This is a genomic window from Paraglaciecola aquimarina (assembly GCF_032464635.1).
Taxonomy (GTDB): Bacteria; Pseudomonadota; Gammaproteobacteria; order Enterobacterales; family Alteromonadaceae; genus Paraglaciecola; species Paraglaciecola aquimarina.
Genome location: NZ_JAWDIO010000002.1, coordinates 2313374 through 2330244, shown reverse-complemented (window position 1 = coordinate 2330244; position 16871 = coordinate 2313374). Strand labels below are relative to the sequence as shown.

Annotated in this window: 9 protein-coding genes and 6 pseudogenes; 3 read left to right on the top strand and 12 right to left on the bottom strand. The window is 42.2% G+C overall.

The genetic code is table 11. The features are described from left to right. Positions 1-198: 198 nt before the first annotated feature. Positions 199-4088, bottom strand: a pseudogene (purL, locus tag RS130_RS11710) (phosphoribosylformylglycinamidine synthase). A gap of 237 nt (positions 4089-4325) precedes the next feature. Between purL and mltF the strand changes: the two are divergent. Beyond that, a pseudogene (gene mltF, locus RS130_RS11705) lies at positions 4326-5643 on the top strand (membrane-bound lytic murein transglycosylase MltF); the annotation flags it as partial. 759 nt (positions 5644-6402) lie between these two features. Here the strand turns inward: mltF and tadA are convergent. Next, positions 6403-6933 (bottom strand): tRNA adenosine(34) deaminase TadA, encoded by a 531-nt coding sequence (gene tadA, locus RS130_RS11695; protein ID WP_428982854.1) that lies wholly within the window; start codon positions 6931-6933, stop codon positions 6403-6405. Positions 6934-7168: 235 nt separating this feature from the next. On the opposite strand from tadA, the gene RS130_RS11690 reads away from it, so the two are divergent. Beyond that, positions 7169-7411: a hypothetical protein gene (locus RS130_RS11690; RefSeq protein WP_316026103.1), complete on the top strand. Its 243-nt coding sequence runs from the start codon at positions 7169-7171 to the stop codon at positions 7409-7411. A 62-nt stretch (positions 7412-7473) separates the two neighbouring features. Here RS130_RS11690 and RS130_RS23790 read toward each other — a convergent pair. The 5 genes and pseudogenes from RS130_RS23790 to guaB all read right to left on the bottom strand — a co-directional run bounded on the left by RS130_RS23790 (position 7474) and on the right by guaB (position 12922). Further along, positions 7474-8610: pseudogene (locus RS130_RS23790) on the bottom strand (1-acyl-sn-glycerol-3-phosphate acyltransferase). A gap of 89 nt (positions 8611-8699) precedes the next feature. After that, the gene (locus RS130_RS11675; protein ID WP_316026100.1) at positions 8700-9248 is read right to left on the bottom strand and encodes a YaeQ family protein; all 549 of its coding nucleotides are present in this window, start codon (positions 9246-9248) and stop codon (positions 8700-8702) included. Positions 9249-9281: 33 nt separating this feature from the next. After that, positions 9282-9743: a GNAT family N-acetyltransferase gene (locus RS130_RS11670; protein WP_316026099.1), complete on the bottom strand. Its 462-nt coding sequence runs from the start codon at positions 9741-9743 to the stop codon at positions 9282-9284. Positions 9744-9786: 43 nt separating this feature from the next. After that, positions 9787-11365: pseudogene (gene guaA, locus RS130_RS11665) on the bottom strand (glutamine-hydrolyzing GMP synthase). An 86-nt stretch (positions 11366-11451) separates the two neighbouring features. Then, positions 11452-12922 (bottom strand): annotated as a pseudogene (gene guaB, locus RS130_RS11660) (IMP dehydrogenase). A 162-nt stretch (positions 12923-13084) separates the two neighbouring features. Here guaB and xseA point away from each other — a divergent pair. Next, positions 13085-14430, top strand: a pseudogene (gene xseA / locus RS130_RS11655) (exodeoxyribonuclease VII large subunit). Between the two features lie 226 nt (positions 14431-14656). Here xseA and RS130_RS11650 read toward each other — a convergent pair. The 5 genes from RS130_RS11650 to RS130_RS11630 all read right to left on the bottom strand — a co-directional run bounded on the left by RS130_RS11650 (position 14657) and on the right by RS130_RS11630 (position 16869). After that, positions 14657-15052 (bottom strand): hypothetical protein, encoded by a 396-nt coding sequence (locus tag RS130_RS11650; protein ID WP_316026098.1) that lies wholly within the window; start codon positions 15050-15052, stop codon positions 14657-14659. Continuing rightward, the gene (locus tag RS130_RS11645; RefSeq protein WP_316026097.1) at positions 15006-15287 is read right to left on the bottom strand and encodes a hypothetical protein; all 282 of its coding nucleotides are present in this window, start codon (positions 15285-15287) and stop codon (positions 15006-15008) included. Before RS130_RS11645 ends, RS130_RS11650 begins: the two co-directional genes overlap by 47 nt. Positions 15288-15357: 70 nt before the next feature. Continuing rightward, positions 15358-15753: a universal stress protein gene (locus RS130_RS11640; RefSeq protein ID WP_316026096.1), complete on the bottom strand. Its 396-nt coding sequence runs from the start codon at positions 15751-15753 to the stop codon at positions 15358-15360. Positions 15754-15882: 129 nt separating this feature from the next. Further along, entirely contained in the window at positions 15883-16311 is a 429-nt protein-coding gene (gene ruvX, locus RS130_RS11635) for a Holliday junction resolvase RuvX (protein WP_316026095.1), read from the bottom strand. Further along, positions 16312-16869 (bottom strand): YqgE/AlgH family protein, encoded by a 558-nt coding sequence (locus RS130_RS11630; RefSeq protein WP_316028039.1) that lies wholly within the window; start codon positions 16867-16869, stop codon positions 16312-16314. It abuts the gene before it with no gap. Between the last annotated feature and the right edge of the window lie 2 nt (positions 16870-16871).

Here is a 16871-nt window from a genome sequence, read left to right as displayed (position 1 = left end):
CAACCTGCAAATAAATATTAGTCTCTATTTATCTGATATACAAGGGGTTTATTTGATATAAATAAAAAAATATGATTCTGTGTATTGACAAACTAAAAAATGGTAAAAATTCAAGGCGGTCAATAACTATTCGACGTAATAAAAGGCGGAGAACTTGTTGGTCTCCGCCATTAAATCGCTGTTCAAACTTACCTTTGGCTAACCTAAATAAGCGCGCGCATTCCTGAACATTCTCATCCAGGCACCGTCTTCTTGCCAGTCATTCGGATGCCAAGAGTTAGCGACCGTTCTGAACACCCTTTCAGGATGTGGCATCATAATTGTCGCCCGACCATCAGCGCTGGTTAAACCCGCAATTCCAAGAGGTGAGCCATTTGGATTTGCTGGATACTGTTGCGTCACCTTGCCGTAATTATCAACATACTGTAAGGCAACAGCAGCACTTTGCAGTGCATTTTCAGCACCTAACTCTGCGCTAAACTCTGCTCGCCCCTCGCCGTGTGACACAGCAATAGGCATACGCGATCCTTGCATACCGTCAAAGAATATCGACTTCGACTCTTTCACTTCTAGCATAGCGACACGCGCTTCAAAGCGCTCAGACTGATTAGTCACAAAATGAGGCCACAAATCAGCGTAAGGATCAGAGATTTAAGATTAGACAACATTTGGCAGCCATTACACACACCTAATGAAAACGAATCTTTGCGAGCAAAAAACTCAGCAAATTGCTCTCGTGCTTGCGCGTTAAATAAAATAGACTTTGCCCAACCTTCTCCCGCACCTAAAACATCACCATATGAGAAACCACCACAAGCAACTAAACCTTTAAATTCTTCTAAAGACTGTTTACCCGACAGAATGTCACTCATATGAACATCGATAGCCAAGAAACCAGATCGGTCAAAGGCAGCGGCCATTTCTACATGAGAGTTAACACCTTGCTCTCGCAAAATGGCCATTTTAGGAGCCACACCTTTTGCAATGTACGGCGCAGCTATATCTTCTGTCACATCAAAACTTAATGCAGAATGTAAACCGGGGTCAGCCGCATCCGCTTTAGCAGCAAATTCTTGCTCAGCACACTCAGGATTATCTCGCAACTTCTGCATATGACGGGTCGTTTGTGCCCATGTTTGACGATAATGTACGCGACTATTTTCCAAGATCACTTGCTCATTTTGCCTAAACACGATTTGGTCGGTTGCATTCAAACGACCAATACTGTGAGCGATATCTTGCAACCCATGCTCAGCTAGAATAGCTAACACGGCTTGTTTGTCTTGATCTGCAATTTGTACTACCGCACCCAACTCTTCATTGAATAACACGTCAATAGGTTGACCGGTTAGTGCGTCAAGGTTGATATCCAATCCAGTTTTACCAGCAAATGCCATTTCCACTAAGGTGGTAAATAGGCCGCCATCAGAGCGATCATGGTAAGCCAACAGTAATTTTTCGTTAACTAACTGCTGAATTGCCAAGAAGAATCCTTTCAACAAAGGCGCTGAATCAACATCCGGAGCTTGATTGCCCAACTGCTGATATACCTGTGCTAAACAAGAAGCGCCCAAACGATTTTTACCTTGGCCTAAATCAACTAGCAATAACTCGCTGTCTTGCACTTTAGTGTTTAATTCAGGCGTCAGTGTTTTACGAATATCTTTCACTGCGCCAAATGCGGTTATGACTAAAGATAAAGGTGAGGTAACTGATTTATCGCCCTCTTCATCTTGCCAAGTGGTTTTCATCGACATTGAGTCTTTGCCCACAGGGATAGTCAAATCTAACGCTGGGCATAACTCTTCCCCCACCGCTTTAACGGCTTCATATAAACCAGCATCTTCGCCGGGGTGACCCGCAGCTGACATCCAGTTGGCCGACAAATTAATTCGTTTCAAATCACCAATATCCGCTGCTGCGATATTGGTTAACGACTCCCCCACCGCCATACGCGCCGAAGCAGCATAATTGATCAGCGCAATAGGCGTGCGTTCACCTAGAGCCATCGCCTCACCTTGGTAAGTATCAAAAGCACTGGCTGTCACAGCAACGTCTGCGACAGGTACTTGCCAAGGTCCTACCATTTGATCGCGGCACACCATGCCGGTTACAGAGCGATCACCTATAGTAATTAAGAACGTTTTTTCAGCAACCGTTGGCAGGCTTAAAATTCGCTCCGCGGCTTCTGAAAGTTCCATTTTACTGGTGTCAACTGGTGCTGCATCCAACTGTTTAGACGCAACATCGCGATGCATTTTAGGGGTTTTACCTAGCAATACATCCAATGGCATGTCGATTGGATTATTACCAAAATGACTATCACTAAGGGTCAAGTGTTCTGCTTCGGTTGCTTCACCAACAACTGCAAACAACGCCCTTTCTCGGCGACAAATTTCTTCAAACACAGCTAGGTTTTCTGGCGCCACAGACATCACATAGCGTTCTTGCGACTCATTACACCATACTTCAAGAGGCGACATACCGGGCTCATCATTAGCCACTTTTCGTAACTCAAAACGTCCACCTCGACCAGCATCACTGACTAACTCAGGAAAAGCATTCGACAAACCGCCTGCCCCAACGTCATGAATAAACTGGATAGGGTTGTTCTCACCCATTTGCCAGCATTTATCGATAACTTCTTGGCAACGTCGTTCCATTTCTGGATTGCCACGCTGCACTGAGGCAAAATCTAGATCTTCATTGGATTGCCCTGATGCCATAGAAGAAGCGGCACCGCCACCTAACCCTATATTCATAGCAGGGCCACCAAGGGCGATGAGTTTTGCCCCAACCGTAATGTCACCCTTTTGAATGTGTTGCTTGCGAATATTACCTAGACCACCCGCCAGCATAATAGGCTTATGATAGCCACGCACTTCTTCGCCATTAAAACTATTCACTTTTTGCTCATAGGTACGGAAATAACCAAGAATACTAGGTCGACCAAATTCATTGTTAAACGCCGCCCCACCAAGAGGACCGTCAACCATAATGTCATAAGCACTGACGATGCGAGCAGGTTTACCGAAATCTGTTTCCCAAGGTTGCTGAAAGCCCGGAATACGCAGATTTGACACAGAAAAACCAACTAACCCAGCTTTAGGTTTAGAACCTCGCCCCGTAGCCCCTTCGTCACGAATTTCTCCACCAGAGCCAGTAGCGGCGCCAGAAAATGGCGCGATAGCCGTTGGGTGATTGTGGGTTTCTACCTTCATTAAAATATCAATATCTTCATGGTGGTAGCTGTATTCATTCCCATCAGTTGTCGGGAAAAAACGCCCAGCAAAACTCCCTTCCATTACTGCAGCATTATCCTTATATGCAGAATGAACATTTTCGCCACACTGTTCGTAAGTGTTCTTAATCATTTTGAACAATGACTTAGGCTGAGCTTGACCATCAATTGTCCAATCGGCATTGAATATTTTATGACGACAATGTTCGGAGTTAGCTTGAGCAAACATGTACAACTCAACGTCATTAGGATTTCGTCCTAAGCGAGTAAAGTTTTCAAATAAATAATCGACTTCATCTTCTGCCAAAGCTAAACCTAATCGTGCATTAGCTTGTTCTAGCGCTTGCTTACCTTGCTCAAGCATTTTTACCGACGTCAATGGGCTAGGCTCACCTTGCACAAACAAACTTTCGGCTTGATCAAATTCTGCCAACACCACTTCGGTCATACGGTCATGCAACAAGCCGCTTACCTGTGCAATTTGTAGGTCATTTAGGGCTTCACTTTGTATATAGTATGCCACTCCGCGCTCTAAACGCTGCACCGCCGTCAAACCACAATTGTGAGCAATATCAGTAGACTTAGAAGACCAAGGAGAAATTGTACCCGGCCTTGGTGTGACTAATAACAGCAAGCCTTCGGGTTTATGTTCTTGGATAGAGGGTCCATAGGTCAGTAATTTTGCTAGCACATCACTTTGCACTTCAGTTAAAGTACCTTCAACTTTTGCAAAATGTACGTACTCGGCATAAATACCAGTGACAGGAAGACCATTCTCAGCAAATTGAGCGAGGCATTTTTTTACACGAAAATCAGATAAAGCTGGCGTACCGCGAAGCACTAACATTATGTCATCACCTTGTAGCAGAATTGATTACATGCCGTAGCATTAACCAATCAATTATTCGGGGGAATTTGAGGCGCGAATTATAGGGCAATTTGATCAAATTGATAAGCATAGATATTTATAAAAATGAGTTTTATTTGATGTAAACTGGAAGAACTCGGTTATTTTAGTCACGATTAACAGTGACAAATTCAAGAGGTAAGCATTATCCGAATTTTAGTTGGGGCATTAACTTCCCTGTTTCTATTTTTTACTGGTTGTAACGATACCCAGCAATCCACTAGTTTAGGGGATGTTTTAGAGTCAGGCGTGTTAAAAGTAGGGACCACTTATGGCGTCACAACCTATTATAACGGTGCCGCTGGACCTATGGGATTCGAATATGAATTAGCCAGTGGCTTCGCCGATTATCTAGGTGTCAAGCTTGAAGTTTTTCCTTATTACAACCTCAACGAGTTATTTCCTCAACTAAAAAACAACCACTTAGACTTAATCGCTGCTGGCATTAGTGTTAGTCCAGAGCGAGCGAATTCATACAAATTTGGTCCCGCTTATCAAAAGGCAAGCCAAAAATTAGTATTCAAACAAGGCAACACATGGCCCAGAAAAATCGACGATTTGGACGGAGATTTAGTAATTGTTTCTGGCAGTAGTCATAACGAAACACTACTTAATTTACAAAAAAATCATCCGCAACTGTCTTGGCAAGAAACCGACGATAAGGACGTAGAAGAATTACTTGAGCAAGTATTAAATGATGAACTTGATTACACCATCGCCGATTCAAACGTTTTAGCCCTAATGCGTCGCCGCAGCCCTAACTTAGCCATAGGTTTTTCGGTTAGCCCCGAGCAAAATATTGCGTGGGCGGTAAATAAAGATCAAGATGATTCCTTACTGGCTGCGTTAATTGAATACTTTGGTATTATTCAGAGTAACGGCATGCTAACCGCTCTGGAAGATAGGTACTTTGGTCACGTCAGAAAATTCAATTATGTAGACACTCGCGAGTTTATTAAAGCCGTTGAAACCGTGTTACCTAAATACCAGGCTTGGTTTGAACAATATGCTGGTGATATGGACTGGCGATTGCTCGCTGCAATGAGTTACCAAGAAAGTCATTGGAAGCCAAATGCAAAGTCAGTCACGGGGGTTCGTGGCATGATGATGTTAACCCTAGGCACAGCAAAGGATTTAGGGATTGAATCTAGAACCGATCCTGAACAAAGCATTAAAGGGGGCGGAATATATCGCCAACATACTCCGTCGTATTCCTGATCGTATTCAGGCCCCCGATCGTATTTGGCTAGCGTTAGCTTCTTACAATATTGGTTTAGGTCACTTAGAAGATGCGCGAGTCCTCACCGACCGCCAAGGCGCAAACCCTGATATGTGGGTAGATGTTAAGCTAAGGCTTTTGCAACTACGGCAGAAAAAGTATTACAAAACCACACGGTATGGTTACGCCAGAGGCCATGAAGCTGTAGCCTATGTAGATAATATACGCCGATATTACGACACACTTGTATGGTTAAAAGAACAAAATCCAAGCATTGAGGCAAAAACCGAAGCAGCCCCTGCAGCCGACACCAAACTCGAAGCCGAGGCGGACACTAAGTCTGCCCCCCAAGCTGATACTAAAGCCGAAGCTAAACCCGAGTCTATAGCCGAAGTTAAACCCGAGTCTAAAGCCGAAGCTAAACCCGAGCCTAAAGCCGAAGTTAAACCCGAGTCTAAAGCCGAAGCCAAACCCGAGCCTAAAGCCGAAGTTAAACCCGAGTCTAAAGCCGAAGCCAAACCCGAGCCTAAAGCCGAAGCTAAACCCGAGTCTACAGCCGAAGCTAAGCCCGAGCCCAAATCTGACGCTACACCCGAGCCTACAGCCGAAGCTAAACCCGAGCCCAAAACTGACGCTAACCCCGAGTCTACAGCCGAAGCTAAACGCGAGCCTAAAGCCGAAGTTAGCTCCCTGCCCTAGGCTACAACAAAAATTCCGTACGCTCTGGAGTAGTGCCCTATCATCTCTTCGCCCTTCGCTTTGTTGCTAGACTAATTGTCGCCTAGGTTATACCTTAATTATTTACTTTACTGGCCAAAATCGTTCAAAAATAAACCGCCATTTTACCAAATTGTCACAATCTCGTAATACTGCTACTTTATTTTGGCTAAGGTGAAACTTTAGATAAGTATGTCACTCTATATAAATTATTTAGGAGATTTAATATGAAAAGAAGAAACACAATGTCTGCGAGGAAGTCTTTAAGCAACAATTGTCGCAGACGTCAGCTTTTAAAACGAGTACATCAAAGAGTCATTACCCGCAGACAGCAATATCAGGGTATAGAGTTAGTTGAAAGTCTAGCGGAAGCGGGTTAAAAATCACATCGCCCTTTTCTGCTGCTTCAGCAGCTTTTTTCCGCTCTACGCCTTTTAAAAAATCCGACAACCTCTGCCCACATTCATCAGCCAATACGCCAGCATAAATTTGTACCTGATGGTTAAGGCTATCATTGTTGAGTAAATTCATCACACTACCGGCAGCACCCGTTTTTGTATCTGCAGCGCCATAAACGATACGACTAATTCTACTATGTACTAAAAGCCCCGCGCACATAGGGCAAGGCTCTAACGTCACATACAGCGTAGTATCAACCAGTCGATAGTTTTCAATTTGCAACCCCGCTTGGCGAATCGCCATCATTTCTGCATGAGCAGAGGGATCGTGCTTACTAATTGATTGGTTCCAACCTTCGCCTAGTACTTGTCCGTCTTTGATCAGCACCGCACCCACTGGGATTTCGCCTTGCTGCTCAGCGTTATTAGCCAATGTAAGCGCATGGCGCATCCACTTTTCATCTTGTTCACTATTCAATACGTTGTACTACTATTCAATTATTTGGTGAAAATCATCAAATAATTCGTCAATTTAACTAAATCATTAAAACATTTGACGAACAAAAAACCATAACCGTTTGATAAATATATATTTTAATATCTGGTAGGGTATTTGCTATTTGATAATTAGGAAACATAAGCATAAACTTTTTATAATTTGTGACAAGAACAAGAGGAAAACAAAAATGAACATGACAGCCATCGCCATTGTCGCTATATCGTGCTGGGCAATTGTAGAATTAGTAAATGGCCCAAAAGGGAAAAAAAGAGCGAAAAGAGAAGCTGAAAAAACAAACCTTACTAGTGACTTAGAAAAAGAAGTTGCCGCCCTTAAAGAGCGTGTTGAAGTGTTAGAAAAAATTGTCACAGATAAAAAATATGATCTTCACCGTCAGTTTGAAGACTTAAAGAAAGACAAAGTTGCCTAATTAAACCGCCAACATACTGCACCTAAAAATGAGGTTGTTAACCTCATTTATTTGCCGACCGTTTATCCATTCACACTAGCTTGTTGATTGAGATAAGCGGTAGCGTACATAGATAACAATTTATCTTGTTCTTGCTGAGACAATCCAACCAAGCGCGATTTAAGGTATTCCATCGCGGTTTTGTTTTCTGCTTTGTCCATATCAATATCGACACTTTTATCAAGCAAATGTGCTGCCACCGGACCAGTAGCAAAACTCTTATAACCAGACAGTATCGCAACATCTAAGTGTTCAGCAACTTCTTTTGCATTTTCGAACTCACCCGTTAACGGTTCTCCAAAATGCAAATGCACTCGCCCTTTTCGCCCCGTAATACCATTCACAATACTACGCACATCTTCGTTGTCAGGCTTATCGTAACTTCCCTCAACTTCGAGTTGTTGTAATTCTCTGGCTTTACTAATATCACAAGGATCAAATTCATAGGAAATAGACACCGGAGACCAAACACAATGACTGTAAATATTCAGAAAGCGTAAGGTTTTTGGGTTTATTTAACGTTAGCATAGAAATAATTGCGGGATTTGTTTGGTCATTTCCGTCTTTAGCTCGTCCTTCTTTTGGGCGATCCAAATATGTTGCCTATCGGTATTCAAAGTAAATTCTATATATTCACTTAAAAGTTTAGCTGCCGATAACTTTTCACGTCTATCTGTGGCTGAACGCTTAACTATAAAACACTTGTTCAAACGAATAAGATCTGCCACCCACTCTTTCTGTAGCAAGTTGTCCCCCACTGCAATCCTTACCGTATCATGTCCTTTTACGTACAAAGCCCAATTTACGAAAGCCGGATCTAAGGCGATATCTCGATGATTACTGATGAAAAGACAGGCTTGGGTAGGATCTAAATTATCTAAACCGCTGACAGTAAATGATTCGGTCGTGGTGTTAATCATTCTTTCCATATAAGGACCGACCAAGTTCTGAAAGTCACCTAGGGTTTTCACCCCAGCCATTTGTTTCAAAATATATTGGCGCGTAATAAACCCTAAAACGGGCCGCATAAAGCGCGGCCAAGATGGAAACTTAAAGGCCACCAAACTAGAAATAAATTCTTTATTATTAAAAAGTTTATTTAGAACAACGGGTAAATCAGCGTCTTCGTATGGACGGATAGAATCAAACTTGCTTGCCATTAGGAGAGGTAAATTATCTAATCAAAAATCACGGCCTATTATTGTGCCGATAATTGGCGGTTTCAGCAAACCCTTTAGCAAAGGTCAGCTCAGTTTGATTGCAAAACTTGCCAATTAACCTCAACCTGATCGACAGGACCAGCCACGTAAGCCGATTCACCACTTATGGTCACTGATAATTCAACAGTTCTGCTAACTAATGCGCTTAACCCTTGCACTTCATCCCAATTAAACCTCACGACTGATATGTCCAATCCATCAAATTGAGCTTGTGCCTGTTTCCACCAAACATCTGACTTAGCATTAAAACTATAAACGTAAGTAGACTTGGCTAGACGCGTGGCCTTTTTCATACGCTCGAAAGCTGGTTCGCCTATATCAATCCACATGTGCAATTGATCATCTAAACCTTTAAGCCAAATATCCGGCTCCTCGACAGCACTTAGCCCCTTTGTAAAAGTGAGCAACTGCTCTTTGTCTTGATGAGCATGTAAACAAAAGGCCATCACGCGAGCCATCATACGTGCCAACGTTTCAGAAGGATGTTGTGCGATGGTTAAATTAAGACTGTCAAAATGATCATTATTTAGATCAGACAACGAAATTTTGAATTTATATATAGTTGGCTTAAGAGCCATATTATTTGCGCACCTAAAATAATAAAATGGGGCCTACAAAGATAACTTCAGTTCGACAATTGAAGGTTCAAAGCCAATCTTTTTATAAGCGCTCAAAGCAGGCGCGTTTTGCGCATAGGCTTCGAGATAAAAGTCTCTAAAACCTCGCTCTTGGCCCCAAGCAATCAACGCATTAATCACCAATTGATTGATCCCTTGGCCACGGACCGATTCAGCCACATACATAAAACCAAGATAAATATGTTGGTCATGCACTAAATGCGCCTTCGAGTCACGTATTCGAGCATAACCAGAACCAATAATTTTGCCATCAGACTCGGCTACCATTACAGTTGAGCGTGATGAATCAATTAACGCGCCAATATCGTAGTAGCAAAAGTGATCTGCCTTCAAGCAATTATTAAAAGGACGTTCCGTTTTAATAATCGCTTGCTCAAAATCTTTTAATAACGGCAAGTCTGCTCTTTCGGCAGGTCTTATCAATATTTCACTCATGGGGGTATTCGGCCCTCGTTTATTTATTTCCTTAAGCGAGTACTTATTCCCACTCTATGGTTGCAGGTGGTTTACCTGAAATATCATAAACCACTCGAGAAATACCATCGATTTCATTAATAATTCGATTCGACACTTTACCTAAGAAATCATAAGGTAAATGTGCCCAGTGAGCTGTCATAAAGTCAATGGTCTCCACCGCTCGAAGTGACACTACCCAATCATACTTTCGCATATCACCCATAACACCAACAGACTTAACCGGTAAAAATACGGTAAAGGCTTGGCTGACTTTATGATATAAATCAGCAGCGTGTAATTCTTCGATAAAAATATGATCTGCTCGGCGCAATAAATCACAATATTCTTTCTTTACTTCACCTAAAACACGCACACCTAATCCAGAGCCTGGGAACGGATGACGATATAACATGTCATATGGCAACCCTAATTCAAGACCAATTTTGCGTACTTCGTCTTTGAATAATTCCCGTAAAGGTTCAACTAAGCCCATTTGCATATCATCAGGTAAACCGCCCACATTGTGATGAGATTTAATGACATGCGCTTTACCAGTTGCCGATGCAGCAGACTCAATCACATCTGGATAAATAGTACCTTGCGCTAACCATTTTGCGTCGACTAACTTTTTGGACTCTTCATCGAACACTTCAACAAAAACACGGCCAATTATTTTACGTTTAGCTTCTGGCTCTGACTCACCAGCCATAGCGGCCAAGAATCTGTCTTCCGCTTCTATTTTACGAATGTTTAGTCCAAAATGATCGCCAAACATGTCCATTACTTGCTGGCCTTCATTTAAGCGCAAAAGGCCATTATCCACAAAGACACAAGTCAAATTCTTGCCGATAGCACGATGTAACAGCATCGCTACTACAGATGAATCTACACCACCTGACAGACCTAAAATAACCATGGTCATCACCGATTTGTTTTTTCATTTTCGCTACGGCATCTTCAATAATTGCCGCAGGTGTCCAAAGCTTTTCACAACCACATATATCCAGTACAAACTGCGATAAAATACGTTGACCTTGCTTGGTATGGGTAACTTCTGGATGAAATTGCACACCGTAAAATTTCTTTTCATCATTGGCAAATGCCGCAAACGGACAACTTTCTGTTTGCGCTGTGGTTCTAAATCCAGCAGGAGCAGCGCTAACCTTATCCCCATGACTCATCCACACGTCCAATAACCCATTGCCATTATCAGCAATGTGGTCTTCGATATTAGTGAACAACGCCATATCGTCGATGATTTCGACTTGCGCATAACCAAACTCTTTTAAGTTAGAGCTTTGCACGGCTCCTCCCAATTGCTCAGCCATGGTTTGCATACCGTAACAAATACCTAAAACCGGTACACCAGCATCAAACACATACTGTGGCGCTCTAGGCGAGTCCTCTGCATGCACAGATTCAGGACCACCAGACAAGATAATTCCATTAGGATTAAAGGCACGAATTTGCTCTTCGCTAACATCCCACGCCCACAATTCACAGTACACCCCAATTTCTCTAATACGACGTGCGATCAGTTGGGTATATTGAGATCCAAAATCTAGGATCAAAATACGTTGGTCATGAATATCTATGCTCATCTGGTTACTCTTATCAATTGGAATGATTGGCTTAGGTTGAACCCCTAAGCCAGAAAATGAAATACTACATTAAACTAAAGGCGCATTTAGCCAAGTCTATAGTTAGGTGCTTCTTTAGTGATACTTACGTCATGTACATGGGATTCACCCATGCCTGCTGCAGTCACTTTTACAAATTGCGGTTTAGTGCGCAGTTCATCAATAGTGGCTGAGCCAGTCAACCCCATAGCAGAACGTAGTCCACCCATTTGTTGATGAATAATATTAGCAATTGGCCCTTTATAGGCAACACGACCTTCAATACCTTCTGGGACTAATTTTTCAGCGCTTTTGCTGTCTTGAAAATAACGATCTGACGAGCCATTATTTTGATCCATCGCACCTAGAGATCCCATGCCTCGGTATGACTTATAATAACGTCCTTGATATAATTCAACTTCCCCTAGCGCCTCTTCAGTTCCCGCTAACATACTACCCACCATCACTGAACTGGCACCTGCAACTAATGCCTTAGCAATGTCTCCAGAGAAACGAATTCCGCCATCAGCAATCACAGGGATCCCCGTACCTTCAAGTGCTTCAACGGCATCAGAAATAGCGGTAATTTGTGGTACACCACAACCTGTTACGATACGAGTAGTACAAATTGAGCCATGGGCCAATTCCTACTTTTACGGCGTCTACGCCTGCATCTGCAAGGGCTTTAGCGCCTGCGCCTGTCGCAACGTTCCCCGCAATAAGCTGGATATCGGGATAATCAGCACGCACTTTCTTAACTCTATCGATCACGCCTTGGGAATGGCCATGTGAGGTGTCAATTAGCAAAACATCCACCCCTGCTTCAATCAAAGCCTGGATCCGCTCGTCTGTACCGGCACCAACACTTACCGCAGCACCAACACGCAACCGACCCAGTTCATCTTTACAGGCATTAGGTTTGCTTTCTGCTTTTTGAAAGTCTTTAACCGTAATCATGCCTGTTAGTTTAAAGTTATCATCAACCACAAGAATTTTCTCAATTCGATGTTCGTGCATCAAATCCAAAACTTGCTCTGACGGGGCGCCAGCTTTGACAGTAACCAAATCTTCTTTGGTCGTCATGACTGTCGAAATAGGTTTCTCTAAACTATTTTCAAAACGTAAGTCTCGACCAGTAACAATACCCACTAAGTTGTTATCTTCATCAACCACTGGGAATCCAGAAAAACCATGCTTTTTACTTAATGTGTTAATTTCGCCGATTGTCGCATCTGGCAACACAGTAACTGGATCGGATACCACACCGCTTTCATACTTTTTAACAATACGAACATGCGCCGCTTGTTGTTCTGGGGTCATGTTTTTGTGAATAAAACCTATTCCGCCTTCTTGAGCCAGGGCTATAGCCAAGCGAGCCTCAGAAACAGTATCCATAGCAGCAGAAATAAGAGGGATATTAAGCGTAACACCGCGCGTTAATCTAGTATTTAGATTAGCGGTATGAGGGAGAACAGTAGAGTGTCCGGGCACCAACAATACATCATCAAACGTAAGGGCTTCTTTAGCGATCCTTAACATGCAATATCACCTTTAAATGGGGTTTTAATTGCGGCGCAATTCTAGAGGAATTCCTCTTTTCAGTCTAGTTTTTATCGCTTTAAACACACAGATATTTCACTAGAGCACGATTAAATCGGGTAAACTACTGATTATTACATTTTATTTATATTCTGTTCGTCAATGTTTAACACCCAAACTCCCACAAGAAGCATACTCACCGTTAGCAAATTGAATAGTCTGGCACGGTCAGTACTTGAAGCTGAAATTGGCCAAATTTGGTTGTCAGCCGAAATATCTAATTTTGTCGCAGCGTCTTCTGGCCATTGGTACTTCACACTGAAAGACAACCGAGCTCAGGTAAAAGCGGCAATGTTCAAAGGTGCAAACCGCAGGGTCATCAATAAACCCAAAGCGGGAGACAAAGTGCTGGTTAGAGCCAACATTGGTTTGTATGAACCAAGGGGAGACTATCAGTTAATAGTGGAACACCTCGAACCTGCAGGTGAAGGACAATTAAAAGTACAGTTTGAAAAACTGAAACAACAGCTCGCCCATGAAGGTCTGTTTGCTATCGAGCACAAGCAAACTATTCCCTCTCAAGTATTAAGTGTAGGTATTATTACTTCAGCAACAGGAGCAGCATTACACGATATACTCACAGTATTAAAAAGGCGTAATCCGGCAATTAACGCGATCATTTACCCCACCCAAGTGCAAGGTGAATTAGCGCCAAGGCAAATCTGTCAAGCAATAGCCACAGCCAATCATCGTAAAGAAGTCGATGTACTGATTGTTGGCAGGGGGGCGGTTCTTTAGAAGATTTATGGTGCTTTAATGATGAAACTGTAGCCCGAACAATTTTTGCCTCTGGTTTGCCCATTGTCAGTGCAGTTGGCCATGAAGTAGATGTCAGTATTGCTGATTTTGTCGCTGACCTACGTGCGCCTACCCCATCAGCAGCGGCCGAGTTGATCAGCCAGGATCAAACTGATTTGAGCAATAAGGTGGCGATCTTAGAGCACAAATTAATTAAAGCATACAAAGCTAATCAGCAAACCTTAACTCATCAACATTATGTACTGTCTCAAGCTTTATTAAAAAATCATCCGCAAAAGCAATTACAACAACAGCACCAATATTTAGATCAATTGCAAGATAAACTGAGCATAGTATTTCACCGTAATTTTGCGCAAACTAAGCAACAACAGCTACATTTAGCCAACAGACTACAGCTTTCCTCACCGGTAAAGCAAATTCAAAACTATCAACAAAAGCTACTTGAGTTACAATCAAAACTACAGAGAAATTGTCAGTTATTGCTACAAAACAAGCAACAACGTCTAGCCAACAACAGCCATCTATTAGACACAGTGAGTCCATTATCAACATTGTCTAGAGGCTACAATATAAGTTTCAAGCAAGGCAAAGTGGTAAAAAGTGTTAAGCAACTCGCTACGGGTGACGACATCACCTCCCGATTTGCAGATGGTGAAATTAGCAGTACTGTTAACACAGTAAGCAAATAAGCCACCGCCATCAGAATGTCATGAACCAGGGCTACGGTCCACGCTAGGGTAGATGTACCGTACTCCCCACCTAACCAATTAATCTTGAAATCACTATGATCCTATGACTCAAGCAGTGTGTGGCTGATCGCCAATAATAATTAGCCTGTGTTCTGGAAAAGAAGTTCGGCCCAGGATTCAGATTAACTAGCGCTATAAACAGGTCAATAGCTCAACTAGCCCCCCACTAATAAGTAGAAAAACCATTCAGAAACATATTGATATCATCTTTATATTTTTGTTCTAAATTAGTGCCTGTATAAGTTAGATACTGGGTTGAACCTGTAGAGTTTGAGAAATAATAACCGAGATATTTAAATTTAATGCTTTGAATTGTCCCCACAATTTCCATGTATATCACTTTATGACCGTTTACCATACGGTATTCTTTCTTCACTACTTTCGCATCAGGTGCGGCCCCTTTTGCATTCTCAAAAGCAATATCGGTTAATGCTTCAACATCAATTTCGACTTGTTCGGAAATCACCATGCCATACAAATCCCCTTCTTTTAACTGAAAGGTATATTCTGCATCCTCATGGCCATTTTCGTTCTTTTTGAATTTCCATTTTTTTCGGATCAATTGCAAAAACAGAATTAGTTTTAGTACTTTTTAATTCAAAACTAGCACGACTATCTTTACTGAATATTGCAGGGTTAAGCGGAATTTCAGTGTCACTAGCGGCATGACTACTTTCATAGCTCCATGTTCCATCGTCATGTAAAATGACCACTTCTCCTTCTTCGGTCATCGCTTTTTGGCTAGCTGACACACTCAGTGCCGCTAAACAAAGAACAACACTAATCAATAATTTCATAAAATTCACTCATACCTATTTAAAAAAACCAACAGATTCACCTCGAATTAATTCTAAAACGTCAACGAAACTATACTTTCACTAGCAGCACATCACATTCTGCATAGTTAACCACACTATTTGCGGTTGAGCCTAGAAGCGCTTTTAAACCTTTTTTGGAATGGGTACCTATTACAATCAAATCCGCATCTTTTTTCTGCGCCAGTGTACAAATGTGTTCATAGGGTTTGCCTACTTTTACAAACCGATTCTTTTTGGCTATAGAAAATTCCGCACAAATGCTTTCCATCTTAGGGATCACATTTTCGATCAATTCTTTCTGGTAATCTTTAGGTAGCATGTGATGAGGAATAACGTTAATGGCTATTAACTTTGCATTGTAGAACCCATCTAATTCTGCTGCCTTTGTCAGTACTTTTTGACCTTCAGGTGATACCTCAATTGGACACAATATCGTGTTATACATAACTAACTCCTTTTAACGAATTTTTTGGTATGAATCCGCAATAACAAATAAAAGTTCACTTCTATGGCAGCAAGCAACCACAGAAGCCAACAGTGAGTATGTTGATTTTTCGAACCTAAAATTGATGAATTAGTATTGGCGCTCCATCCAACTTTCAAAAATCAAACAAGCAGATACACTATCTACTTTCTGTTTATCCAGCTTTTTATAACCGCCCAATTCAAATAAACGAGCCTTGGCATCAACCGTGGTAAGCCTTTCATCATAGCTTTCAACTGCTACTTTATATTTCGCATTCAATCGGTTAGCAAATTTTTTTGCTGAAAACGTTACCTGTTGATGACTACCATCCATATTCAGAGGTAAACCAACTACCGCAAGTTGGGGGCGCCATTCAGCAAATAATTTAGCCACAATATCCCAATTAGGAATACCGTCTACCGCTTTAAGCGCATCCAACGGGGAAGCTGTCCCCGTAATTTCTTGTCCTACTGCCACCCCAATACTCTTAGTACCAAAATCAAAGGCAAGTACTGTGCGTTGTCCTTGTTTTGACATCTATGCATGCCCCACGTCTGGGCCGAGCTGCCAGACATCTATGCCCAACATTTGTACCGCCGATTCCCATTTTTTATGGATCGGCACATCAAACAGTACAGCACTATCTGCCTCTACCATTAACCAAGCGTTACTTTGAATTTCTTCTTCAAGTTGCCCCGCTGACCAACCGGCATAACCTAAAATAACGAGTGATTTCTCAGGTGAAGAAGCATTACCCAAACTAGATAAAATGTCTTTAGAAGTAGTTATCATGATCTCAGAGGTCATAGCCAAACTTGAGCTCCATCCCTCTTGGGTAGTGTGTAAAATGAAACCTCGATCTTGGCTGACTGGCCCACCAGCCAGCACAATCCCTTCAGCTTTGTCATCCATCACTTGGGCATTTTCATCAGCTTGCGACACAAGTTCTTTAAGGGTCATACCAACAGGTTGATTAATCACCAATCCCATCGTTCCTTGCTCATTGTGTTCACAAATGTACACTACAGTACGGGAAAAATAAGGATCGTCCATACTTGGTGACGCAATCAGTAAGTAATTTTGTAGACTTTGTATAT